At 49.2% G+C, this 26,152-nt stretch carries 20 protein-coding genes; 16 read left to right on the top strand and 4 right to left on the bottom strand.

From position 1 onward, the window contains the following. The first annotated feature begins 238 nt into the window (after window positions 1-238). Entirely contained in the window at window positions 239-763 is a 525-nt protein-coding gene (locus tag NNL21_RS37060) for a DUF8580 domain-containing lipoprotein (RefSeq protein WP_507176568.1), read from the top strand. Here NNL21_RS37060 and NNL21_RS25860 read toward each other — a convergent pair. Both NNL21_RS25860 and NNL21_RS25855 read right to left on the bottom strand, forming a co-directional pair. Next, window positions 666-1,286: an ABC transporter transmembrane domain-containing protein gene (locus NNL21_RS25860; RefSeq protein WP_204821234.1), complete on the bottom strand. Its 621-nt coding sequence runs from the start codon at window positions 1,284-1,286 to the stop codon at window positions 666-668. The two genes, NNL21_RS37060 and NNL21_RS25860, sit on opposite strands and share 98 nt — an antisense overlap. Next, window positions 1,283-3,037: an ABC transporter ATP-binding protein gene (locus tag NNL21_RS25855; protein ID WP_204821233.1), complete on the bottom strand. Its 1,755-nt coding sequence runs from the start codon at window positions 3,035-3,037 to the stop codon at window positions 1,283-1,285. The genes NNL21_RS25860 and NNL21_RS25855 overlap by 4 nt, the downstream gene beginning before the upstream one ends. Window positions 3,038-3,238: 201 nt before the next feature. On the opposite strand from NNL21_RS25855, the gene NNL21_RS25850 reads away from it, so the two are divergent. Further along, window positions 3,239-4,453, top strand: coding sequence for an aspartate aminotransferase family protein (locus tag NNL21_RS25850; RefSeq protein WP_256555477.1), 1,215 nt, complete (start codon window positions 3,239-3,241; stop codon window positions 4,451-4,453). Here NNL21_RS25850 and NNL21_RS25845 read toward each other — a convergent pair. Beyond that, the gene (locus NNL21_RS25845) at window positions 4,432-6,048 is read right to left on the bottom strand and encodes a response regulator (RefSeq protein ID WP_204821231.1); all 1,617 of its coding nucleotides are present in this window, start codon (window positions 6,046-6,048) and stop codon (window positions 4,432-4,434) included. The genes NNL21_RS25850 and NNL21_RS25845 overlap by 22 nt on opposite strands. Beyond that, on the bottom strand, window positions 6,023-7,837 hold the full coding sequence (locus NNL21_RS25840; RefSeq protein WP_204821230.1) for a sensor histidine kinase: 1,815 nt from the start codon (window positions 7,835-7,837) through the stop codon (window positions 6,023-6,025). Before NNL21_RS25840 ends, NNL21_RS25845 begins: the two co-directional genes overlap by 26 nt. A 441-nt stretch (window positions 7,838-8,278) precedes the next feature. Here NNL21_RS25840 and NNL21_RS25835 point away from each other — a divergent pair, with 441 nt between their 5' ends. From NNL21_RS25835 to NNL21_RS25770, 14 genes are all read left to right on the top strand, one after another. Beyond that, window positions 8,279-9,724 carry a sugar ABC transporter substrate-binding protein gene (locus NNL21_RS25835; RefSeq protein WP_256555476.1) on the top strand — a complete coding sequence of 482 codons (1,446 nt, stop codon included), beginning with the start codon at window positions 8,279-8,281 and terminating at the stop codon, window positions 9,722-9,724. Window positions 9,725-9,809: 85 nt separating this feature from the next. Next, window positions 9,810-10,715, top strand: a complete 906-nt coding sequence (locus tag NNL21_RS25830; RefSeq protein ID WP_204821228.1) for a carbohydrate ABC transporter permease — start codon at window positions 9,810-9,812, stop codon at window positions 10,713-10,715. Between the two features lie 28 nt (window positions 10,716-10,743). Continuing rightward, window positions 10,744-12,060: a carbohydrate ABC transporter permease gene (locus tag NNL21_RS36620; protein ID WP_204821226.1), complete on the top strand. Its 1,317-nt coding sequence runs from the start codon at window positions 10,744-10,746 to the stop codon at window positions 12,058-12,060. Between the two features lie 46 nt (window positions 12,061-12,106). Beyond that, on the top strand, window positions 12,107-12,871 hold the full coding sequence (locus NNL21_RS25820; protein ID WP_204821225.1) for an SDR family NAD(P)-dependent oxidoreductase: 765 nt from the start codon (window positions 12,107-12,109) through the stop codon (window positions 12,869-12,871). A gap of 22 nt (window positions 12,872-12,893) precedes the next feature. Further along, window positions 12,894-14,027 carry a galactonate dehydratase gene (dgoD, locus tag NNL21_RS25815; RefSeq protein WP_204821224.1) on the top strand — a complete coding sequence of 378 codons (1,134 nt, stop codon included), beginning with the start codon at window positions 12,894-12,896 and terminating at the stop codon, window positions 14,025-14,027. A gap of 170 nt (window positions 14,028-14,197) precedes the next feature. Beyond that, window positions 14,198-15,316, top strand: a complete 1,119-nt coding sequence (locus NNL21_RS25810; protein WP_204821223.1) for an ROK family transcriptional regulator — start codon at window positions 14,198-14,200, stop codon at window positions 15,314-15,316. Between the two features lie 385 nt (window positions 15,317-15,701). Continuing rightward, on the top strand, window positions 15,702-16,949 hold the full coding sequence (locus NNL21_RS25805) for a DegT/DnrJ/EryC1/StrS family aminotransferase (RefSeq protein WP_204821222.1): 1,248 nt from the start codon (window positions 15,702-15,704) through the stop codon (window positions 16,947-16,949). Between the two features lie 61 nt (window positions 16,950-17,010). Beyond that, window positions 17,011-17,874: a sugar phosphate isomerase/epimerase family protein gene (locus tag NNL21_RS25800; RefSeq protein ID WP_204821221.1), complete on the top strand. Its 864-nt coding sequence runs from the start codon at window positions 17,011-17,013 to the stop codon at window positions 17,872-17,874. Between the two features lie 244 nt (window positions 17,875-18,118). Further along, window positions 18,119-19,402: an ABC transporter substrate-binding protein gene (locus tag NNL21_RS25795; protein ID WP_204821220.1), complete on the top strand. Its 1,284-nt coding sequence runs from the start codon at window positions 18,119-18,121 to the stop codon at window positions 19,400-19,402. A gap of 82 nt (window positions 19,403-19,484) precedes the next feature. After that, complete coding sequence (locus NNL21_RS25790; RefSeq protein WP_204821219.1) at window positions 19,485-20,363, top strand: carbohydrate ABC transporter permease; 879 nt, start codon at window positions 19,485-19,487, stop codon at window positions 20,361-20,363. An 18-nt stretch (window positions 20,364-20,381) separates the two neighbouring features. After that, window positions 20,382-21,218 carry a carbohydrate ABC transporter permease gene (locus tag NNL21_RS25785; protein WP_204821218.1) on the top strand — a complete coding sequence of 279 codons (837 nt, stop codon included), beginning with the start codon at window positions 20,382-20,384 and terminating at the stop codon, window positions 21,216-21,218. A 251-nt stretch (window positions 21,219-21,469) separates the two neighbouring features. Beyond that, window positions 21,470-23,203: a Rieske (2Fe-2S) protein gene (locus NNL21_RS25780; RefSeq protein ID WP_204821217.1), complete on the top strand. Its 1,734-nt coding sequence runs from the start codon at window positions 21,470-21,472 to the stop codon at window positions 23,201-23,203. A gap of 71 nt (window positions 23,204-23,274) precedes the next feature. Further along, entirely contained in the window at window positions 23,275-24,705 is a 1,431-nt protein-coding gene (locus NNL21_RS25775) for a serine hydrolase domain-containing protein (protein WP_256555475.1), read from the top strand. 227 nt (window positions 24,706-24,932) lie between these two features. Beyond that, entirely contained in the window at window positions 24,933-26,072 is a 1,140-nt protein-coding gene (locus NNL21_RS25770) for an alpha/beta hydrolase family protein (protein ID WP_204821216.1), read from the top strand. Window positions 26,073-26,152: the final 80 nt, after the last annotated feature.

The following is a 26,152-nucleotide window of genomic DNA, read 5'->3' as shown; positions in this document are numbered from 1 at the left end:
GAGATTTCAAGAGGAGTGCTTAGCAGACACAAGCTTTCGTAGTTTGCGTTTCTAATCCCTTACATGGGTAATAACTCATAATTAATCATATTATTTTAACGAAACACAAAATGAAGTTGCCGCAACAGTACTCAATGGACACTATTCGAAAGCAGATATCGTGAAAGCAGTGGTGATCTAATCATCGACTGCAATCATGAATTGTGCATGGACTAAAGAAAGAAAGGCGTGATCAAACATGAATCAAAAGGCTCCTGCTTTCACGAAAATCTCGATTTTCGTCATGGTTCTATCGCTTACAGCATGCTCAGGAGCAACTGAGCCTTCCGCCGGCCCTGAAACATTATCACCGACTAATGAGGCGGTCACGGCTCCTGCAATTGAGAACGAGCAAGCTCCCGCAGCAACACGTGCCCAGAGCGAAACCTTTGATTTGATGACTGGTGAGGGTAACCAGTCACACACGGCCGCTTTGCATCAAGGTGAAGGCTTTTCCTTATACGTATTCGAAAAGTTTTCTTTCGATACTGCCAAAGGACGTCTGTCTCTCAGCAGCAATCCGGAATACTATGTCGACATTGAATCGCTACCTGCAAATTATGATCTAACGCAGCTTGAAACTGCTGGAAAAGAGGAATTGGAAGAGCTCGGCGAAGTATCCGATTTTAGTGGAGAGCTTGTCGAGCATCCGCTGGGTTCCGCCGAGCTCTACCTTCACTTACCGCTCGATAGGCTTGAAGCTTCTTGGACGCGATTTGAGTAAGCGAGACGACTAGAACGATGGGCAGGAAAACAAAACAGGTTATTTGCACATCCACTAGCAGAAGAATAAAGATCGCGGTACCCGCAAACAGAGTCTTACCGATCAAGTCGAGCGTCCAGCTGATCGCATTCTCCGCTTGCTCCGCATCGTCTCGAAAGGATGTAATGGCTTCGCCGGGGGAGCAGGGAATCGCAGAAGCGGCCGGCTGCTGCAAAATCCAATGAAGCATATTCCGCCTGATTAAAGCGCTGATACTGTATCTGTGGATGGTATCTGTGAATGCTCCTGCATAGATGTTAATGATCCGCGCGGATGCTGTCACCATTAATAAAACAGCTAATCCGGCGGCACTGAATGACCAGGTTGCCTTGCCCGATAAAGTATCGAAAAACTGCTGAATGATCAATCCGGGAAGAAGCGGAATTAAATGTACACCCGCCCACAGAACAGCATTAGCGGAATAGAGTATGGGACGATAGCGAATGAGTCTCCATAAGTAGCGCCAGGTAGACAATTCCTTCATACTAGCACCTCCCCCGCACCAGTCTGGAGCAGCTTGTATAATCTTGATTCGGGACTAGCTGCAAGATCTGATCTCGGGCCGAATTCGACAGGTGCCCCTGCATCAAGAATGAGAATGTTATCCGCACGATTAATCGTCGACAGCCGATGAGCAATGATGATGGCCGTCCTCCCCGCTAGCAGCTTATCGATCGCCTGTTCGATTTGAGTCTCTGTGGCGGGGTCAAGCCTGGACGAAGCTTCATCGAGGATAACGAGGTCCGGTTCGCTAAGAAAGGCCCGTGCGAATGCAAGCAGCTGCGCTTCTCCTGCGGACAATCCTACCCCGGATACAAGCAGCGTATCAAGCCCTTCTTCAAGCGAATCGACCCAATAACGGAGTCCCAGCTCTGTTAGGATATCGTACAGCCGTTCATCCGAGACCGATTTGTCGTAGAGGGTTAGGTTATCGCGGACGGACGCTTGGAACAGCTGGATATTCTGTGTCACCATCGCGATTCGGCTCCTTAAGTCAGACAAAGCGACATCGCGGATGTCGGTTCCATTCAGGCTGATTGAGCCTGCACCTGTATCGTAAAATCTAACCAGCAGCCGAGCAAGCGTGCTCTTGCTGCTTCCTGTACGCCCAAGCAATCCGAGCACCTGACCTGGATGGAGCTCGAAATCGACATGCTGCAATACGTCTTCACGGTCATCGCCCTTATACGCGAATGAAACATCGGTGAACTTGACTGAGAGCGCACCTTCCGGGAGCCGTAAAGGAGCAGCGGGTTCTTTCAGTGCGGTTTGGGTTTCAAATAATTGATTTACCCTTATTATACTGGCGTCAGCGTTCTGTAGATCTTGAATCTGATTTCGAATTTGTTCTAGCGGATGATTGAGCAGCTCGGTATAGGTGAAGACCAGATAGATCGTACCAAGACTCATCGAACCGGTCGCCCACAAATAACCACAGAAAAGTAAGGCCATTGAACGTCCGAGTGAAAACATAAATATCGTGGACACCCACATGGAATATCCGCCTAACGAGGCTTTGAAAATGATAGGAAATCTCTTTTTCAACAGCTGATGAAAGCGGTGCATGACATATCCGCTTGCTCCATTCGCACGAGTGTCCTCCGTTCCAGCAAGGTGCTCGCCGAGAAAACCATAGAATTCAGCCTGTACCTCGCTTAACTTGACCCATACGGGTGTGTATTTCGCTCGAATTCGCTGTAAAACAAATAGGGACAGCAGAACAAATCCGCTCATTCCTATGCCCAGATACAGATTCTCGCGAAACAATAACGCAAGCACGCCCATAATCAGGAGAAGGTTGGCAATCAGAACAAAGACAAAGCTCGAGAAGAAATTAGATAGAGCGTTCACATCGCCGTCAATGCGCTGTATCATTTCACCGCTGGTTGTTTCTTTATGGAAGGATTGATCCAGGTTCAGGCAATGCTTGGCGAGATCGCTGCGAAGCCCATTCGTTGCTCCCCATCCAATCTGTTCGCCAAGATAGCTAGCCGATACAGAGGTGATCTGATTCATAAGTGCAATCACAATGAAAAGCAGGGCACTTCCGATTAGGTAGCTGACCGAGACGTCAGGTTGTAAGGCGCTGTCGATAAAGTTTCGTACGATTTGAGGATTCCACAGCTGCAGTGCAATTCCCAGCAGAAGAAGAAAAGCAAGCAGGACAAGCTTACGTCGCTGGTCTTGTAAATAGTTGCGCAGCAGCCGCCAATACTGTCGCAGAGGTATGTTCAATGCACTTCACTCCATAACCAGGCATATCATCCACTTATTTCTTGTTTCATCATAGGGGCAACAATCTGATAACAGCAAGGTAAAGAACAGCTATACTCTAGTCTTGCTGCACAGCTTCATAAGGCAGGCTAAAAATATATTGTATAAAAATACATATGTGAGTATAATAATGCATTATCGCGTACAGGAGTTGAAGGTGACATGGATATGAAGGGGAAAGTGGAGACGGCTCAGCTGCTCTCCGATGCAAAGAACACGATCTTATACACGGCCGTTCGGCCGGAGCTGGTAATGGAGCGCGGGGATGGCATGTATTTGTGGGATATGGAAGGCAACCGCTATTTGGATTTTATCGGGGGATGGGCAGTAACTTGTTTGGGACATTCTCCAGCGGTTATTCGCGATGCGTTGACTGCTCAATCATCTCTGCTGGTGAATGCAAGCCCGTCCTTCCTCAATAAACCGATGATCGAGCTGGCTAAGCTCTTGACCGATGTTTCTTGCTTCGACCGCGTGTTCTTCGCCAGCAGCGGTGCGGAAGCTAATGAAGGTGCTATTAAGCTCGCACGGAAGCACGGCTCCATCAACCTTGGCGGTGCCCATGAAATCATCACGACAGTCAACGGCTTTCATGGGCGTACGCTTGCCATGATGTCCGCGACCGGCAAGAAGCAATGGGAGAAGCTATATGAACCGAAGCTGCCTGGCTTCCGCCACGTTCCCTTGAATGATGTTGAAGCGGTTCTTGCTGCGATCAATCCGAACACGTGTGCCATCATGCTGGAGCTCGTGCAAGGCGAGGGCGGCGTACATGCTGTCGATGCGGATTACTTGGCCGCCTTGCGTCAAATATGTGATAAGCATGGTATTATGCTGATCTTCGATGAGATTCAGACAGGAATCGGAAGAACGGGTAAGCTGTTTGCCTACGAGCATTACGGTATTCAAGCTGACGTGATGACACTTGGCAAAGGCATCGGCGGCGGTTTCCCCTTGTCGGCTTTATTAGTGAAAGAAGCATTCAATCTATTCGAAGCCGGCGATCAGGGGGGGACTTACTCCGGACAGCCATTGGCAATGGCGGTGGGCCTTGCTGTCATGAAGGAAGTCATCGACAAGCAGCTGTCATTGAATGCGGACATTCAGGGTCAATATATCCTAGAACGGCTGCAGAACGTTGCCGATCAATACCGGCTGACGAATATCCGCGGCAAAGGTTTGCTGCTGGCCTTCGATATGGAAGATAGAAAGGCCCCCGAGATCGCGGCAGGCTGCTTGAAGGAAGGGCTGCTCATTAATGCGCCTAACCCCTCAACCATTCGGCTCATGCCGCCATTGATTGTCACCAAAGAGGATACCGATCTTATGATGGATCGACTGTGCCGGGTGTTGGATCATGAATTCTCTTTGCGGTAACAGGTTGGGCTGCTGCCGGTCACTTTTCGAAATACGTTGCAAAAATAGTTCTGGTCCTCATAACCGACCATTTGGGAAATGAGATTAATCCTTAGTGTCGTCGTTGCGAGCAAATCCTTGGATCGCTCGACACGTATCCGGGTCAAGTAATCATTGAAGCAGCTGCCGGTGATTTGTTTGAAGCGCCTGGAGAAATAATTCGGATGAATGAAGTAAGTGTCCGAGACCCACTGCAGGGTCAGTTCTTCAGCGTAATGCTGGCTAACGTACTGACGAACACTATCAATAATGGCATCGGATGAACGGTCTCCGAACCGGTCCGTTGTCAGCTCCGCCAGACCGTTCAGTTGATCTTCCAGGAGGGCTTTCACATCCAACCAGTCCGATGCAAACTCCAGATCGGCTAGTGGGGCGGAGAGAGCTGTTATCGGAAGCTGGACGCCGCTTTTATAGGCATGCTTTCGAATGATATGGATGACTTCTGTGTATAAATATTCAAAATGCTCATAGCGGTTATCCGAATCCAGCGATCCCCGCATAAGCTCTTCTACAGCATTCATAAACGTGATATGCTTACCGGCTTCTAGTAAACCAAGCAGCATTCGCCCGGTATGTTCATTCAGCAGGGGAGAAGCAGTGATGGGAGCCGGTCTCGCATCATCTGCACAGTACAGCTTGCCGTCTCCATCCAGGAGACGGTTCTTTAACATTTTCTGCGATTCCATATAGGCGAGTGGAAGAAGCTGGTATGATTCTTTGGCAGCTCCAATGCCAATGGATAGATGGATTCCGAGATTTTCTTGAATCCATTCCAAGAGAAGATGCAAATTCTTCTTCACCTTGTACATCGTCACTTCTTCTTCATACCCGAAGAAAAGGATGACCTCGTCGAGTTTATGAGCATGCTTAAAGACGGTGAGACTTGCTTCTTCAGGGGATGCAGCAGAGAGTCCATTCTGCATAACATTATGAACCGAGAAACGAGCTAACGAACAATCCTGCTCCCATTGATCCTGCTCATCCCGGCGGTAAGCAATCTTGGCTGTTGCAGCTGTGAAGTACCTTCGCTTAGTGAGGCTCGGCGGTAGACCTTCCAAGGAATGCTCCAGATCCGGATCGGTAAGGAAGCGGGTCAGTATGTGATCCGTTGATTGCAGGTTGCCGCGCAAATAAAGCTGGCCAAGCTCTTCTAGATGGATGCGGTTATGATCCTCGATTTGCTCCCTATGGAGCTCTTCGCGAAGCTCGAACAGCAGATGATTCAGCATCTCGCCATCAACAGGTTTGAGCAAATAATCCTTCACACTGTGCTTCATGGCCTCACGGACATAATCAAATTCGCCATAGCCGCTAATTATGACGAATTTGATGCGCGGATAGTCCTGACGAGCTCTCTGGATAAATTGCAGGCCATCGATGCCTGGCATCCTCACATCGGTTAACACGATATCCGGCTTACATTCTTCAAGCTTATGAAGAGCTTCAATCCCATCGCCGGCTTCACCCTCGAGCTGGAGGTTGAGGGACTGCCATTTGATTTTGCTTATCAGCCCTTGACGAAGCAAGGGTTCATCCTCGACGATCATGACCTTCATGTAGAACGCCTCCTGTCATTTCCTTCGGGATTCGAAAGCTAATGCTGGTGCCCACATCGGGTTTACTCCTGATTTGAACGAAGGGATCGCATCCGTAATACATCTTGATTCGGCTCATCACATTCGATAACCCTATCATCGTCCGGGAGGATGTGCGCGCCGGAATGAAATCGGTCGATGCCGTCAAACGCTGCTGCAGGGATTGAAGCGACACAGCATCGAGGCCAATGCCATTATCGCTGATCATGAACTCGATTCGATCATCATCCACATGCTGAATACGAATGCTGACCTGTTTATAGCCGATTTTCGGCTCTAATCCATGAATGATCGCATTCTCGATGAGCGGCTGAAGCAGAAATTTGGGAATCGTAAGCTCTTGGATCCCATCGTCGACCTGCATCTCATAGTGGAATTGATCAACGAAACGTATGCGGTATATGGATAAATATTGATTAAGCTGAAGGAGCTCTTCCCGTATCGTTGCGAAGCTCCCGCCATTGAGATTATAGCGGAGCATGCTGCCCAGAGACTGGCAAATATGGCCGATGCGCGTCTCGCCGTTGATGGCTGCAATGCTGTCAATCGTTCCGAGCGTATTATATAAGAAGTGGGGGTTGATCTGTGTTTGCAGCGCCTTGATCTCAGCTTCCTTCTTAAGCAATTCGGTTTCGTAGACCTTGGTGATAAGCGCCCTGATTTCGGAGGTCATCTTGTTGAAGCTATGCTGAATCGTTGCTAATTCATCGCTGCCCTTAACGGCGATAAACGCTCGGAGGTCGCCCATTTCAACTTGCTTCATTTTTTTGTTTAATAATTTTAAGGGACGGGTAACGCTTGCGGAAATGATCGACGCCAGCAGCATCGCGATCAGGAAACTGACGAATGCAATAAGAATGACAGTCTTGCCGAACGTGTTGACCTTCTGCATAATGCGATCGATCGGCGCTCGTCCTAGAACGATCCAGTCATCATAGTTTATTTTGCGATAAAAGCCAATATAGGTCTTGTTATGCTCCTGAAAACGGTAGTGGATTGTACCGCTTTGACCCGCGGACTTTCTGTAAGCTTGAAAAATCGGTTCTTGGGCAATCGATTGTCCAATAAGCGAATCATCTTCCGCAAAGATAACGATACCCTCGGAATCGGTTATGTAATACGTGCTTCCATCCGAATCGCTTAAGCCGGCTAATGCATTGCTTAATATAGCAGGGTTCATATCAATCTTTAGAATGCCTACGGGATGCTGGGAACGGGATGTGATCCGTTTCAGCTGCTGTACGTAGCTGACCGTCTTGACCGGTTTAAGCGAGCTTCTCGTTGTCGTGAGGGACACCATCCACAAGGGGACGCCATCCTGCTGATGTGCGAGCTCTCCGACTCGATTCAACTCTTCCTTCATGAGGGTGCGTAATTCGGGTTTGTAATAGTACGTGCTGGAATACTGCTCGCCGTCTAATCGGGCGACTGTAATGGATGAGATGAGCGGATTTTGAATAAGCTGTCCTTCGAGCTTATTGCGGTAATACTGCTGTTCTTCAAAGGTGGGCGGGCCTTCCAGAAACTTTTGCAAGGAAATATCCATGAAATAGCCCAGACCGATGTTGCCTACGGTCTTCAAGTGCAGGTTCAGTGTGTTAACGGCTTGCTCGGTCAGCCGTTCCAATCCTTGCAAGGTCGATGTCTTCCATTCATCGCTCATGATTTGATAATACGAATAGCCCATAATTGCGGCTGTTAGACTAATGACAACAAAGAAGGACAGAATCATTTTGCTCCGAAAACGCAAACGACACCTCCTAATCATTATGAAGCGATAGCTTACCGATACTGTACCATAAACCTCCACATTCGTGAATGCGCTTCCATTACATATTAAAATATTGCTAATCGAAGGTTTGAAATTTATATAGTAAGCGCTATCATTTATTTCTATACTGACGTTGTAGCTGCATGGAGCGGCTGCAGCGCGAGGTCAAAAGCAATCAATCACGAGGCGGAAATGCGAAAATCGAAAAACTTTAGCTTATGTTTCCGAGGCCAGTTTTCTTCTTTCGCTCCATCGGAAGCGAAAATCCAAAAACGAAGTGTATGCTTCCGAAGTAAGTTTTCTTCTTTCGCTCCTTCGGAAGCGCGAAAATCCAAAAACGAAGTATATGCTTCCGAAGTAAGTTTTCTTCTTTCGCTCCTTCGGAAGCGCGAAAATCCAAAAACTTTAGGAGGGATCGGTTTGAGAAGTAATTCTTGGCTTGGCAGACGGATGTTTATTGCTGTTGTTCTGGTATTTGTTCTCGTTATATCGGCTTGTTCGAGTGGAGGGGGGAATTCACCTTCCACATCGAATGGAGGCACAACACCGCGGGCAACGAATGACAAACCTGATGATACGAATAAAGAACCGGCGGGCAATTCCGGAGAAGGCAGCGGACCGATCGTCGAGTTGACGGTTTGGGATGCTCCAAAACCGGAGGACCCGCAGAAGTCGCTCACGGAAGAGGTCTTTAGCGAATTCGAGAAACAGAATCCGAATATTAAGGTGACGCATGAGCTTATGCCGCAGGGGACGAACGATCGTGAAGTATTCGTTACGGCAATGGCTGGCGGCAACGGGCCGGATGCCTACCATGCCGCGCATTTTCCGATTATCGGAGACTGGGTCGGACAGGGGCTTGCGCTTGATTTGACCTCTTACTGGGATAGTTATGCGGATAAAGATCAATTCATCGAATCCTCGCTGCAAGCCGGGACGATAGATGGCAAGGTATATGGATTTCCCAATGACATGTATGTTACCGGGCTGTTATGGAATAAGAAGCTGTTCGAGGCTGCCGGATTGGACCGCAACACGCCTCCTGCCAACTGGGATGAGGTCATCAGTTTCGGCAAGAAGCTAACCAATACGGACAAGAAGCAATATGCCTTGACGCTGCTGGGCATGGAATGGGCGGATTGGTGGTTTGAGTATTATGTCTGGCAAGCCGGAGGGGACCTGACGGAGCTCCAAGCAGACGGTACGGTGAAACTGACGTTTACCGATGAACCTACCGTTCAGGCGCTTCAATATTACAAGGACTTGAAGTGGACGCATAAGATTGTGCAGAACAACGTGCTGCAGAGCTACCAGGACAATATGAACGATCTCTTTCAAGGACGGGCCGCGATGACCAATGGAGCTTCGGGCAGCTTCGGCGAATATGCGGCGAACGGACTCGATCTGAATGATCTTGGCTTCGCACCATATCCGGCTGGTCCTTCGGGCAAAGGCCCATCTCAGATCGGCGGCGCGTACTGGATCCTCAATCCGAAGTCTTCCAAAGAGAAGCAGGATGCTGCATGGAAGTATGTGACCTATATGATGTCTAAGGAAGTACGGGAGAAGTATTACCAATTCCAGATGGATAACGGCATATTCCCGAACCTGTTATCCGTGCGTAAAGACGTTGACCCTGGACAATATACGACCAACGTCCCGCAGGACTTGATTGATGGCGTGACGAAGGCGGCAGCCGAAGCGCGGCTTGAGTATTATCTGAAGGAGCGATTAACGCCATATGTCGTGAAGGCGGTTCAACAAGCGTTGACGGAGGAGAAGTCTGACGTCAAGGTCCTTCTTCAGAAAGCGCAGGAAGCGGCTCAGAAGGAAGTTATCGATGCGTATAACGCATCGGTGAAGTGATTCGATGCAGGCGGGGGAGAGGGCAGACCAAGCAGGTTAAACGAAGCGGTTTCTCCCGCCTGCTTCAACGAAAGGATGCGGATCGATGAAACCGATTATGGAGCCGAAACCGCAGCTAAGGCCCGTCATTTCGTGGAGGATGAAGATTCCTTGGACGCCGATCCTCTTTCTGACGCCGGCTGTTATTGCTTTCTTGCTCTTTAAATATTATCCGTTGGTGCAAGCCATCTATATGAGCTTCTTTGATTATAAGGTTATTGATCCGCCAGGCCGGTTTGTCGGCTTAAGCAACTACAGCTACTTATTTCATTCATCCGAATTTTGGAATGCGCTGCGGAACACCTTTGCCTTCTTCCTCATTTATTTTATCCTGACGTTCTGGGTTCCGATCGTTCAAGCGATTCTACTCAATGAAATCCGTTTCGCGAACAAGACGATTCGCGTATTGTATTTGCTTCCCACAGCCGTACCTGCCGTAGCCGGATTTCTGTTATGGAAGTGGCTCTATAATCCGGACTATGGGCTGCTCAATTATTTGCTGGAATTTATCGGTCTTGGTTCGTTCGGCTGGTTGAACGATCCTGCGATGGCCAAATGGGCGATTGTCATACCGGGTATATTCGGTTCTGGGATGAGCATGCTGATCTATTACTCTGCTCTTCAAGGCATTCCGAGCGAGAATATCGAAGCTGCCAAAATCGACGGTGCCGGACCTTGGAAGCGAATGATCTCCATCGTGTTCCCGAGCCTGAAATTCGTCATCGGCATTCAATTCATCGCGTTTATATCGGGCGTCTTCCTAACCTTCGATCCGATGTACATCATGACCGGCGGCGGACCCGCGAATTCGACCCGGACGTTATCGATGCTGGTGTTCGACAGTTCCTTCAAGGAGTTCCGGTTCGGAGTGGCAGGGGCGATTTCATTCGTTATGTTCATTATCATCGCCGTCATCACTTATATACAAATTAGAGTATCCAGAACGGATTGACGCTGGAACAGGGAAAGGAGCTGCCCAAGTGGCTGCAAGAAGTCGAATACGGGAGCGTGGAGAGTTAACGGTTCGCATCGTCTCCTATTCCGTCGCTGCATTGTTCATTGTGGTATCCGTCATTCCTCTGATCTGGATGATCGGATCCTCGATGAAGGACAATATTTCGATTTACCGCTTTCCGCCTACTTGGATCCCCCAAACGCCGCAGGCGGTCACCGTCACACTGAACTATGATGACACGGATCTTAGCAAGCCCGATGAATATGAGCTGGATGCCATGAAGGCGATCTGGTTCACTTGGAAAAAAATGCAGAATGACGCCATCGGATCGCTTGCCATTACAGGCGTTAAAGAAGGGATCGTCGTCTATAAAGCCGACATGCCATCGTATAAATTTACGGCAGGCCGGCCAGAAATCGTGCCCACACAGCTGTTCAACGATACCACCATTCGCAATAAGCTTCCCATTATTCGCGAACGAGGATTAACGAATTTCGAGTGGATGGAGAAGGGGGAAAGCTACGACGGGAATACAGTGCTTTCACCTGAGCTTCCGGAACTCTCGACTGCTGTGCTCAGTAAATTCACCGATTCCTCCCATATTACCGGACAAGTGATGGACATTGCGGAGAAGAAGGATTGGCGTAGATTATTCGACAATTATCTCGTGCTGGCTCAATTTGCCGGAGGCAGCGAGGGCTCGTATGGGTTTCCGCACTTCCTGATGAATAGCGTCATCGTGACGTTCGCCTCTATTCTCAGCCACCTCATAATCGGCGGAATGGCAGGCTTCGCACTGGCACATCTGGTACGCGGACGCATAGGGAGCGGGCTCACGCTGTTCTTCGTTGCGACGATTATGATTCCGGAGATCGCGATTCTGGTTCCGCTATATTTAACGATGGATAAACTCCATCTGGTCAATACGCTGTGGGGGATTATTTTACCGCATACGGCGTGGGGAATCGTAATATTTTTATTTAAGGGCTTCTTCGAACAGCTGCCAGGCGAGCTGCTGCAGGCAGCAAGGATTGACGGAGCCTCGGAGTTCCGCATCTATTGGTGGCTGATCGTACCGATGTCCGCACCCATCTTCACTGTCGTTTCGGTCATGACCTTCATCGCGGTATGGAACGAGTTTCTATGGCCGCTGGTCATTGCCCGGTCGCCGTCCGTATGGACCTTTACCGTCGCGCTTAATGACTTCCAGAATCGACAGAGCATGGGGGCCAATGTCGTCATGTCCAGCCTCGTGATCGCCACCATTCCGTTAATGATCATCATCATTACATGCCAGAAGCTGATCGAGAAGGGCGTTTCATTCACAGGGCTAAAAGGCTGATCAGGCACGCATTTCCCGTATGTTACGGCAGATAGGAGCTGAGCAAATGGACAGGAAGGTTGCTCTCGTCACGGGGGCAGGAAGAGGGATTGGAAGAGGGATCGCACTTGCTTTCGCTCGAGCCGGCTATGACGTATGCGTACATTACAACCAAAGTGCGGTTATGGCAGAAGACACGGTGAGGCAAATCCAAGAGACCGGGGTGCATGCAGAAGCGCTTCAAGCGGATATATCCGTCATGGAGGGAATACAAGCCCTATTCCAACAGTTCTCCGAACGCTTCGATCGATTGGATATCCATGTCAATAATTCAGGCATCACGCGCATGAAGCCTTTTCTAGAGACGACGCCAGAGCTGTACGACGAGGTCATGAATACCGACTTGAAGGGGCTTTATTTCTGCTCTCAGCATGCCGCGAGGCTGATGGTGGAGCGGGGCACAAGGGGGGCGATTATTAACATCAGCTCCAATCATTCCATGGGCACATGGTCCAACTCGACCGTGTATGCGGCGGCCAAAGCAGCTGTTAACAAATTAACGATGAATATGGCGCTCGATCTGGCTGTCTATGGAATACGGGTTACTGGCATTGCGCCCGGCTATACGATGATCGAGAAGGTGGATCCCGTGAAGGCCAAGCCTTATATCGAGTCCGTCTCGTCACGAATACCAATGGGACGGTTCGCGACGCCGCTGGAGGTCGGAGAAGCAGCCGTGTATCTCGCTTCGGATAACGCCGGGTACATTACAGGAACCACCTTGTATATGGATGGCGGGGCGTTATTGCCCGTATGGGCGGAACGATCGTGATGGATTAAGGAGGAAGATTATCGTGAAAATAACCGATATGAAGCTGTATCATGTTAAGCCGCGGTGGTTGTTTCTGAAGATCGAGACCGATGAGGGCATTGTCGGCTGGGGCGAGCCGATCGTCGAAGGACGCGCGTTAACGGTAGCAACAGCAGTTGAAGAATTGAAGCGCTATTTAATTGGAGAGGATCCGCTGCGCATCGAGCATCACTGGCAGGTCATGTACCGGAGCACGTTCTATCGCGGCGGACCTGTATTGGTTAGTGCAATTAGCGGTATCGAACAAGCCATGTGGGACATCAAGGGGAAATATTACAATATGCCGGTCTACGAAATGCTAGGCGGACGCTGTCGTGATAAAATTCGCATGTACAGCCATTGCGGAGGCGCGACGCCAGAGGAAATGGCAGCCAATGCCGTCCGCAAGGTCGAAGCCGGATTTACGGCAATCAAGATCGGTGTCGATGCTCCGGTCAGAAACGTGGATACCCTCCGATTCGTCGAAGGCCAAGCGGCCAAGCTTGCTGCTATTCGGGAAGCCGCAGGCAATGAGCTTGATATTGCGATCGATTTTCACGGACGCGTGAGTCCAGCTATGGCAATACGGTTGGCACAGGCCTATGAGCCCTATTATCCGATGTTTATCGAGGAGCCGTGCTTGCCCGATAACGTCGACTCTCTGCTTCGCATTGCACAATCCACCTCGATACCGATTGCGACCGGTGAGCGATTGTTTACAAGGTGGGGCTTCCGGGAGGCACTTGAGAAGCAAGCGGTTGCAATTGTTCAGCCGGATTTATGCCATGCAGGCGGAATCTTTGAAGCGAAGAAAATTGCGGCTATGGCAGAGGTGTATTATGCATCCATCGCACCGCATAATCCCTTGGGGCCAATCTCACTCGCCTCTTGTCTGCAGCTCGACGCTTGCACACCCAATTTCTTAATTCAAGAGCATCCCTCTATGGCCGAGCGCTGGGATCTTGGAGAAGGGTACTTGAAACAGCCTTTTGTCATTCAGAATGGTTACGTGTCTCTGCCTGAGGGGCCAGGATTAGGCATTGAAATGAACGAGGAGGCCTTAATTGAACGGGCACACGCCGGCGACTGGGATACACCGAAGCTTTACTATGAAGATGGTTCGTTCGCTGAATGGTGAACGAATGAGAAGGGGCTGTCCTGAATGCCAATAAGGCAAAGGGACAGCCCCTTTGACGTGATGAAGAACCGATAGAGTGCCCGACAATAGACTTTATTAACTTAATTTATAAAAATAATTATGTATGGTATAATGTGATATTAAAACGTGGAGAGGATGGGCGGAGAATCATGAAGGCTAGTCCGTCGGAAATATCGGTATTGCAATGGATCCAGAACAGCGACGGAGTTTCGCGCAAGACGCTGGCTGAGAAGCTTCAGCTGTCACAAGCGTCCATCACGATAATTACAAAGACACTCATCGACAAGGCCTTTATCGTGGAGGGTGATCGAATCGGAAAAGGGTTGGGAAGAAAAGAAGTGATGCTCTATCCCAATCCTGATAAATTCAGGTTTCTTGGTATCGATATCGGGGGTTACCGGATTCGATTGGCATTATCGGATAACAGCTTGCAGCTCCTCCATCAAGTCGAATATTTAATGGAGGAGCTTGAAGAACGTTCAGACATGATGCAGGTTCTCCTTAATCACATCCATACGTTCTTTGCGCAATGCAATATCACTGCCGTCGATGCGATCGGCATCGGGGTAACCGGCATCATTGACAAGGAGCATAAGCGGGTAATGAATATTCCCAATGTAAACAATTGGGACGATCTCGATATCGTTGACCGGTTAAGTGCGCAATTTGAGTGCCCAGTTTATTTGGATGAAAGCGGCCGGGTTATGGCTCTCGCAGAGAAAGTGCTAGGCAAAGCTAAGGACGTGGATGATTTTATAGTCGTACATATTGCCTACGGCGTCGTGGCGGGGGTTATGATTAATGATGCGCCGCTAAGAGGTGCTAACAATGTGGGCGGATTGCTCGGACACATTACCGTTGACGAACGTGCAGGACGCTGCTTATGCGGCAACTACGGCTGCCTGGAGAATATCGTGACATATCCAATGATCGAAAAGGAATTTCGCAAGAGAGAACATCATGCTAATTCCATGGCAGCTAATTATGCGCTGAATAACAAAAACGCCATAGACGTTTGTATAGATGCTGGAAAGGCATTGGGAATTGCACTGAGCAACGTTGTTAATTTATTTAATCCGCAAATCGTTTATTTGGGAGGTCCTGTTTTTGATGATTTCCCGATCGTGTTTGAAGAGACGAAACGAACCATTCTATTGCGTGCCAATCGATTCGCAACGATAGGCATGAAGCTGGAGTATAGCTCCTTTGGCAATCAGCAAGGCATTCTAGGTGCGCTGACTCTGGCACGTGCTTCGTTTACTTCTTAACATATCGGATAACCAAATTTACTGCGACAATAGGAGCTGCAGAAGCATAAATAACGGTCAGCTCTGCTTGATAATCACTCGTGTACAAGCAGAGCCTCCTTTCTTTAATGTTCAATCTAACGAATTGGAATTTCGGATACAAAGGCCGTCGAGACAGACTCGAACGGCTATTTGTGCTGTAAAGCCAATGCAGTCTATTAATTAAATTAACGTCATAAATTAGTTTAACATACTGATAACATCATACATTAACCTTCAAAATAGAGGGTTTACAAACATGGATACTGCTGATATATTTTAATTGTTAAATTAAAAGGCCGTGAGCGTTGCCTGACAAGGTTACCGACAGAAGAAACAACCATGACTACGTTGAAGGAGTGAAACGATGTTGAATAACAGCCCAGTAAGAGTGAAGCCATGGGAATTCGGTCCTTTGAGCACGGAAGAATTCGGTGATGAAGAGAAAGAGCTGGTCATGCGGGTCTTGGACAAGAAGCGTGTATTTCGTTTCTACGACTCTGGTCTGGAGCAGTCGGAAACCCGGTTATTGGAGGACCTATACCGGGAGAGAATTGGAGTCAAGCATTGTCTTGCGGTTAATGCCGGAACATCCGCATTAATTGCCGCACTAATCGGCGCAGGAATCGGACCGGGAGATGAAGTTATTATTCCTGCCTATACCTACATCGCCACGGCATCCGCAGTTCTGGTCGCCCGCGCCGTTCCGGTCATCGTGGAGGTGGACGATAGTCTAACCATGGATCCGAAAGCTTTCGAATCGGCGATAACTCCTTATACGAAAGCCGTCATACCGGTCCATATGAGGGGAGTTCCTTCCCGGATGGATGAGATCATGGAAATTTCCCGGAGGCATCAATTGATCGTCATTGAAGATGTAGCCCAGGCCAATGGAGGATCCTACAAAGGAAAGCCGCTTGGATCAATCGGGCACGCGGGATGCTTCAGCTTTCAGCAATTCAAATTGATTACTGCCGGAGAAGGCGGGATGGTCGCTACCCAGGATGACAAGATCTTTGCCAGATGCAGTGTGTACCACGATTCCGCCTTTGCCTACTGGGGAGACAACATGAAGAATAATTACGAAGCGTTCCCGGGCGAAAATTTCCGTATGAGCGAATTGAACGCTGCTGTCGGGCTGGCCCAATCACGACGGATCAATGGGCTCGTAAGCAAATTGCAGAACGTGAAGAATAGGATCGTGGACGGTATACAAGATTTATCCCAGATTCAATTGCAGTCCATTCCGGATCCGCAAGGCGACGTATCGTACAGCCTAATCTTTTATTTGCCAACCATCGAGCAGTCGAAGAAGTTCTCGGCACTCTTATCCCATGAAGGGATTCCTAACGGGACCATAGATAACAACGGATTCGCAGACAGACATATCTATAAAAACTGGACCTACGTGATGGAAAAGAGAGGGGCCTCTGTTCATGATAATCCATGGAACTGCGCCAGTTATAAGGGCAATGTGGAATATTCAGCAGATATGTGTCCCACTACAATCAATTTGTTAAGCAGGGCGATAGCAATCGGGCTGCACCAGAATATGACGGAAGAAGATTGCGACGATGTAATTACCGCTATACGTAAAGTAGCATCCCGTCAATAAGAAGAGCAGGCGGCTGCGATCAGTCTGGCTGAAGAAAAACATGAGAAGGAGATGACGAAACATGGACTTCATAGGAAAAGTTGCCGTTCATGCAATCACATGGGGACAAGACCATCATAGGGCGTTGAAGGAAGCTTCAGAATTGGGCTATCAAGCCATCGAACCATGGGCAGCATTTGCTCTGCAATATGAGAACCGCGAAGAACAATTGTTGGAGGAGCTGGCCCGGTTCGGTCTGACCATCACCGGGTTGTATGGGGGAGCATCGGGAGAGCTGGGACGCCGTTTCGGTGATCCGACTAAAAAGGATGACATTATCGCATATAACATACGCTTGGCGAAGCTTTTATCAAGGTGTGGAGCAGATTCCAGCTATATTGTGCTTGGACCCGGCGGACCAAGGGAGAATCCGAGCAGCTTGGCTGACATTCAAGTGATGGCCGATACGATCAACGAAACAGCCAAACGCACATTGGAATATGGTGTTAAATCCTGCGTACATCCCCATTTGTGGACGGAGATTCAGGATGAGAATGAGCTGCATGCCTTGATGGAGTTAAGCGGTCCTGAAGTATACTTCGCACCTGATACCGCACATCTGACTGGTGCAGGCATGGATGCCGCTTCGATAATTAGCCAGTATAAAGACCGGGTGGCCTACGTGCATTTGAAGGATTTAACGCCAAAAGAAGCTAGAGTGGAAGACTTCCCTATGCTTCTGGGCAATGAAGCTCTGCCGGTTTTTTGCGAGCTCGGACTCGGTACAATCAATTTTCCGCCCATCCTTGAAGCATTGGTCAACATCGGTTATACAGGCTGGCTGACAGTAGAGATCGATCAATCCACGAGCACCCCTTATCAGAGTTTGCAAATATGTCGAGACTTCGTGGAGCAAAAACTGGGTATCGCGATCCGGGGAAACTAACACAGTATCAACAATGGAATCTTGGAGTTGGGATAACTCGCTGCGGATCGTGAATCGAATAATTGAAACCGGTTACATACAACAATGGACTAACCTCGCACACTCGCACAATTGAAGCATTCCACACAATCAAGATTCGAGCCCAACGCGCAAGACTGGATCAAAGCTTGTGAATGAGGTATCAAACTACCTATACGCATGGAGATAGTGGTTTGACATACAAATTTCGTTTGGGGGCGTGTACATGCTGAAGAAGTTAGGTTTGTTGATGCTAATGTGTGTTCTTGTCACGGGAGTAATTGCCGGCTGCAGCAGCAAGGGGGATGATGGTTCAAGCAATCAGGCATCGGACGGAAAAACGGATGGCGGCAAGAAGGTGAAGATCACGTTCTGGAAAGCGCCGCACATTAAGACGGAGAAGGATGTATGGTCGACCATAATCAAGAAGTTTGAAGCAGCTCACCCCAATATTCAGGTGGAGTTTCTAGAGACGCCATGGGATGGCTGGGATCAGAAGTACACCGCTGCATTTGCAGGCAGCAGTCCTCCGGATGTCTCCTATCTGTCCGAGTATTTCGTGAAATTTGCAAAAAACGGTAAACTTGCAGATCTAGGCCCGTACTTTACCAATGAAGAACGTACCAAGTACTCCCAAAGCGTTATGGACTATCTTACTGTAGATGGGAAAGTTTACACGATGCCGTTTCTAGCCGGTACTTCCGTCGTGCTTTACAACAAAGATTTGTTCGAGAAAGAAAACATTGAGATTCCGACAACCTGGGACGAGCTGCTGGAAGCGGCGAAGAAGCTTACGAAAGGGCCTGACCAGTGGGGAATCGGCGGGTTGGATACTTTAAATACGGTCGCATTCATGGGCCAAGCGGGCTCAGACTTATATGCCGGCAATAACAAAGATGTATCCAAGCTCGGCATTGATTCACCGGAGGGCATCAAAGGATTTACCTACTTGACCGAGCTGGTAACGAAATATAAAGTTGCGCCTTCCATCGATTATTACAGCAAGCCCGAGCAGGAGAATCAAGCCTTCTATGACGGCAAAATCGGCATGTATTTCGCACAGGTGAGTTTTACGGGAACCATCAAGACCAATGCGCCGAACCTGAACTATGGAGCTTTCATCAATCCGGCAGGACCGGCAGCCGATTCGGCTAAGCAGAGGGAAGCCTATGCAGGCATTGGGTCACTTGCCATTGCGGAAGCATCCAAGCATAAAGATGAGGCTTGGACGTTCATTCAATATGTGACATCACCGGAAAATGCGAAAATGTATCTCGAACCCGCAGGTTTCTTCTCACCGATGCCTGAGGCAAACGCGGATATGTACGTTGGCGACGAGGTCATGGCAGAAGCGAAAAAAACGATTGAAGGCATGATCCTCTGGACCCCTAATGATAAGTTCGGTAAATTGCTGGACATTATCAAGATGATGAGAGAATCGGCATTTCGGGGCGTTAAATCGCCTGAAGACGCGATTAAGGATGCAGTGAAAGAATACGAGGCCCAGTAAGCGCAATCGCAAATGCCGCAAGGTTGAGAAGCCCTCAACCTTGCAGCCATTTTATTCGTTGAAAACGAAGGAGATCACGTTTATGAATGCGAGGTTAAAAAGCCAGCTTATTTCCTATTCGTTCATTCTGCCCTATATGCTCATTGCGGTTGTATTTGCCTTCCTGCCCTTTCTGATCGTCATTATGTTGAGTTTCTATCAAGGGACACTCCTGGACCTGAACAACTTGAAGTTTGTCGGACTGGACAATTTCAAGAAGGTGTTTATGAATGCCGATTTGTACTTAAGCGCTTTTTACAATTCCCTCTTTTATGCAATCGTCATTATCCCAGTTGGTCAGATTACCGCGCTTACCCTTGCGCTCCTTATTCGTCGCAAGAGCAGAACGAATGCGATATTCGAAACGGTATTTTTCAGCCCAATTATTATTTCGATGACTGCGGCAGGCGTGATTCTCGCCTATGTACTGGATAAAATGGGTCCCCTGAATTACTTGCTGGCTTTATTCGGAATACCGGAAATCAACTGGTTCGGCGATAAAATCATGTCTAAATTGGGTGTGGGCATTCTCGAAATCTGGAAGGGCGCCACGTTCTACACCTTCATCTATATTGCGGCCTTGCGCAATATTCCTGCCGACTATCTCGATGCAGCCAAAATCGACGGAGTAACCTGGTGGCAGGAAATTTGGCATATTTTGCTGCCGCTTATTAAGAATGCGATTCTGTTAGGCGTTGTCATGACGACGATCTTTATGTTTCAAATCTATGATTCTATTTATATCCTAACAGGCGGCGGCCCGTTAAGAGGCAGTGAAAGCATCGCCTTCTTAATCTATCGGGTGACGCTCCTGGATGATCAGATCGGACTCGGTGCCGCACTTTCTATTCTATTCTTGCTCTTTGTCTTGCTCATTTCCTTCATACAAATGAAGCTTCTCAAATCAGAAACGGAATACTAGTGGGAGTAGAGGTGGATCATGGTGCGGGATAAGATTGGAATTCTTGCAATTGTAAAATATATCGTGCTTGTTGTTATTAGCGGCGGGATTGTAATCCCGATCTGGCTGTTGTTCGTATCATCTTTCCGGCAAACAACGAATGTGATGACTTATCCGCCGAAGCTGTGGCCAGATGACGGCGACTTTGCCAATTACATCGAATTGTTCTTCGGGACAACCTTTTCCTTTGGCAGGTGGTTTCTTAATAGTCTGATCGTAGCGGGGCTTAGTACGGGTCTTACACTCCTGGTATGTTCACTTGCCGGATATGCGTTTGCCAGAAGAGAGTTTCCCGGGAAGAACATCATGTTTGTACTCATTATCTCAACCATGATGGTGCCTTCAATTGTCAGCTTAATTCCTAGCTATCTCATCGTAGATAAGCTGGGCTGGACAAATTCCTATCTGGGGCTGATCATACCAACGGTCGCCAGCGCTTTCGGGGTTTTCTTGCTGAGGCAGTTTATACAAGTTCTGCCTAAGGAACTGGAGGAGTCTGCGAAATTAGACGGCTGCGGCGATTATGGGATTTTTTTTCGAATCATTTTTCCGATCATCGGTCCTTCGCTGGGCGTATTGGCGATCTTTCACTTTGTCGGGAACTGGGGCAGCTTGATCTGGCCCTTGATCATCACGACGGATGCCCAGATGCAAACCTTACCCGTAGGAATTGCCGGGATGAAAACATACGGCTCGAACACGTCGGGGGAAATCATGGCCGCTACCTTCCTATCCTTTATTCCATTATTCATCGTGTTTTTGTTCGCAAGGGAGAAATTTATTGAGGGTGTGACCGCCGGGGCTGTAAAAGGCTAATTGAACGTTGCTCGGTAGTGGTTGGACAGGCAGATGCAATGCCTTGTTCAACCGCTTTTTCCTATTTATAAGAGTTCACATGAAGCCTCCATCGCGCGAGGCTTCTTATGCTGAGCTATGTTTCCAGGTATTCTATGGCAAACAGCAGGATTTCACAGGTTCGTGTGGAATATCCCCGAGAGGATCACGGTATAAATCTGACAACGGGCTTAGCCTTAACGACGAGAGACAAGCAAAAGGAGGATTTTGCGATGAACGATCGTTTGGATTGGATTCAAGCTTGTACGTTGGAAGAACTTCAAGAGAAAGGCGTCACGGTCATCAAAGGCGCAATCGCTGTGTTTTATTATGAAGATCGAGTATATGCGGTTGACAATCGTTGTCCGCATCTGGGCTTTCCGCTGCACAAGGGCAGTTTATGCGACGGCATATTAACATGCCATTGGCATCATGCCCGGTTTGACATATGCAGTGGCGGTACGCTGGATCCATGGGCGGACGATGTACCCTCTCACGCTGTGAAGATCGTGAATGACGTGGTATGGGTGAACCCCAAACCGAGCACGGCAGGAGGCATTCAAACCTATAAAGACCGCTTGCATGCAGGTCTCGCGCAGAACATCGGAATCGTCATTGCTAAAGCGGTCGTCGGTTTGGTGGAAGCGGGTGTCCCGGAGTCTGATATTGCGCGTATCGGGATTGAGTTCGGCACTGCGAACGGACCTGGCTGGAATTCTGGCTTAACAATCCTGACTGCTATGGCTCGAATAGCTCCGAAGCTGGACAAATCCGGTAAGATCCTAGCCCTTTATCAAGGTCTGGTGCATGTGGCCAGGAACAGCTCGGGACGGGAAGCCCGGCATATGCTTGATGAATTGCCCTCATCGGGCGTTCCATATGAACGGCTGGCCAAATGGTATCGGAGCTGCATCGAGGTGCGGGATACCCAAGGTGCGGAGAAGGTGCTGTTAACGGCGGTCCATCAAGGATCCAGCATGGAGCAGCTGTCAGATCTGATGCTTATTGCCGCAACGGATCATTATTATTTGGACGGCGGTCATGTGTTCGACTTTCATAATAAAGCGTTCGAAGCCGTAGAGCTTGTGGGCGGGGAACATGCCAAGAGCGTACTATCGTCATTGGTGCCCATGATGGGGAGAGCCGCAAGAAGCGAGGAGCAGCATCAATGGCAGGCTCCCATTCAATTAGTCAAGCCCATTGAAGAAGCTTTAGAGGTATTGGCTAAGGGGCACCCTACGCAGTCTGACATCGCAGTGGATGAGGGAATTATTCTAGAACAGCTGCTTAGCGATGAGCCTCTTCAAACCATATCGATGTTGAAGGATTTATTGATTGGCGGAATGCGGCCCTCACAGCTGGCTCAGCTGATCGCCTTGGCAGCATCGGAACGCATTGTCCGGTTTCATGTACAGAACGACTTTGGTGATTGGGTTGCCGTGCTGCACACGTTTACGTATGCCCATGCGGTTCACACACGATTGGATAAGTCGAATGAGCCCTTAATTACGCGAGCCCTCTTTCATGGTGCCATGCGCATCTATCTCGACCGATTCTTGAATGTACCTGCGGCAGCACGGCCCAAACCGATATCCGCCTCGCCATCCTCGAATCTCGATGATTTGCTGCCGATGCTGGATCAGCGGCAGCAGGTTGCATCCGCCGCGCAATGGGTATTCGACTATATGCAAAGCGGGGGCTCGGTAGATGAGCTCTGGAATACGCTCGGTCATGCACTTTTGAGGGAGGATGCGGATTTTCATACGTTTCAGATGTTTGAAGCATCCGTCATGGAATACGAGGGATGGCATTCACGAACGGATACATTCGCAATGCATGCGCAAGAGACGATATTACTTGCTTGCACCCGTTATTTGGCCGCTCATGCGCCGACGGCCCGTGAGCTTCCTCATACAGCGCGAATCGCGTGGAGGCTGCACCGGGGTGAACGGCTGTTCGAGGAATAGCGGCGCTTGGCAGTAGAACAGGGATGTATTGAAATTAGTCATTTTTTCTTCATTTTGAGAGGAGTATACACATGGTAGTCAATCCGTTTCCACGAAGTCGTCCTGAGGAGCAAGGAGTCTCCTCCGGCGCTATATCCAATTTTCTGGATGCTGTGCACGAAAAGGGATTCGAGCTTCATAGTTTCATGCTGGTCAGACACGGCCATGTCATATCCGAAGGCTGGTGGTCGCCGTACGAAGCGAACCTCCCGCATATGATGTTCTCGCTCAGTAAAAGCTTCACCTCTACCGCGATCGGACTTGCGGCTGCGGAGGGGCTGCTATCTCTGACTGATCGGGTTGTATCCTTCTTTCCGGAAGATACACCGGAGGACATCTCTGCCCATTTAGCCGATATGCAGGTTCGCCATCTACTAATGATGGGCAGCGGGCATGCGCAGGATGTCACGGATTGGATGAAGAAGGAGCAGGACGGCAATTGGGTCATAGGCTTTCTCGCAGCCCCGGTGGAATATGAGCCGGGCACCCATTTTGTGTATAACAGTGCCGCAACCTACATGCTGTCCGCGATTCTCAATCGAGTGACGAAGCAATCTCTGCTCGATTATTTACAGCCCCGGTTGTTTGAGCCGCTAGGAATCGAGGATGCAGCATGGGAGAGCTGTCCACGCGGTATTCATGTCGGGGGCTGGGGTTTAAGTATCCGGACCGAGGATATTGCGAAGTTTGGACAATTGTATTTGAATAAAGGCCAATGGCATGGACAACAGATTCTTCCTGCACAATGGGTAGAAGAGGCGACCTCCAAGCATATATCCAACGGTGATGGGGGAGAAAGTGATTGGGCACAAGGCTATGGCTACCAATTCTGGCGGTGTAGACAGGGCATTTATCGTGGGGACGGGGCATTCGGCCAGTACTGCATCGTCATGCCGGACCAGGATGCCGTTCTTGCAATTACGGGCGGCACGAATGAGCTTCAGGGCGTATTGAACCTTGTGTGGGAGAACCTGTTGCCGGGAATGAATTCAAACACTCTTCCTATCGATGAGGCAGCCGCTTCACAGCTGGAAGCTCAAGTGAAGCAATTACAGCTGCGTCCGTTACTCCAGCCTGCCTCTTCCCCTCGAGAAGAGTCCTTGTTTAGCAAACGGTATTCACTTGCTGAGAATCCACACCAATGGAAGTCGATTTCGATACGATTTGAAGCTCATGAAGCCATTGTCACAATTCGCTTCCTCTCGGAAGAATGCTTGATTCGTTTTGGACGCGGTGTATGGGTGGAGAAAGAGACCCGTTTCAGTCAAGAGGAGGTAAGCCGTGCTGCGGGATGCTTTACCTGGCTGGATGCGGATACGTTAGAGCTGACTGTGCGCTTTGTCGAGAAGCCGTTCTGCCAGGTGATCCGCTGTCATTTTGAGGGAACTAACATCGTAGTTGAGCAGGCGCATAATGTCGCGTGGGTCCCTGTGGAGTATGCACCGATTCGGGGAGTATGTTAGAACGAACAAACAGACGTTTACATAAGGCGGTATATCGATAAAATGAACCCCCTATAGGGAATGGGAACGTCCGTCGCGTGCGCGGCGGATTAATCCCGTTTTAGATCGAAATGGTTGTATTTCTCATTATTTAATGACATTAATTAAATGCTGCGAAGAGTGGGGACTCGGTACAGCATAATTTAGAGGGACGGCTCTCACTTAAATTGATATGAGGAGAAACGACGATGAGCTCACAACAGTTCTTCGGTCCATGGGATATGGAGAGTTTGATAAAGGCGCCTGCCGTGCAATGGGAAACAATCGAACACTATCCAACGTATACGTTGAAGCAATTGTATTACGAGAATGAGCAATATAACGGTGAAAGCACTCGAGTATTTGCCTATTATGCGGTTCCTCTAGAGGCTGCTGAGCCGCTTCCCGCGATGGTTCTTGTGCATGGCGGAGCCGGCAAGGCGTTTCCGGAGTGGGCCGGTCAATGGGCGGAGCGTGGCTATGCGTCGATCGCTATGGACCTGTTTGGCAATGGCCCCAGCGGCGAAAGGATGTCAGATGGCGGGCCTTCGCAGACCGATAACTCTTTATTTCTGGAGTTGGCTGCCGACTCATTGACGCGGATGTGGTCGTATCATGCTGTTGCTGCCGTCATTCGAGCGATCTCGCTTCTTTCTTCGCAGCCGGAGGTAGATGGTTCACGAATTGGCCTTATGGGCATTTCCTGGGGCGGCTATCTGAGCGAAATCGTATCTGGTCTTGATTCGCGCCCGGCTTTTGCAATGACTGCGTATGCGGCCGGATATTACAGGCAAGGCTCTTGCTGGATGGACATCCTATCCACATTGGACGAGAGTCAACAGAAGCTGTGGGATCAAACCTTTGATATCGTCCCGTATATTGGACAATCAACAATGCCGATGCTGTGGGCGACATGGACGAACGATCCTTGCTTCTACTTGGATAACTGGGCGATGACCTACCGACAAGCACAGGGACAGGCGACGCTGAGGTTATTGAAGGACTGGGATCATAACTATGAGGTACCTTGGGGCACCCGTGAGTTTTTCATCTATGCGGACTCCCACGTCAATGGTGGGCGGTCGCTGCCGAGAATTCGAAGTACTGGAGAAGATCAAATGACCGCATGGGCGGAATTTGAGAAGGGTGAACGAATCCGCAAGGCGACCTTCCTGCATACGGCCGATAACGGCAGCTCTCCTTCTCGTCGTTGGGAAGAAACGCCTGCCGAGCTCGACCCGGCTTCGTGCCTGGTGTCATCCCGCATTCCCGCGGACACAACGATGTATTGCTTTAATTTGGAGGATGAATTCGGACATATCATCAGCACGGATTTGATCATGCTCTGATCAAGCGGCTTGTCCAGGGGGGCTGCAGCAGAAGCTAAAAGGAAGGCTGGCGAATCGTCGGCGCTTCCTTTTTTGCTAGA

This window comes from Paenibacillus mendelii, from assembly GCF_024498075.1.
Taxonomy (GTDB): Bacteria; Bacillota; Bacilli; order Paenibacillales; family Paenibacillaceae; genus Paenibacillus_Z; species Paenibacillus_Z mendelii.
Note: the sequence above shows the minus strand (reverse complement) of the source record. Positions and strands in the feature narration are given on the sequence as shown.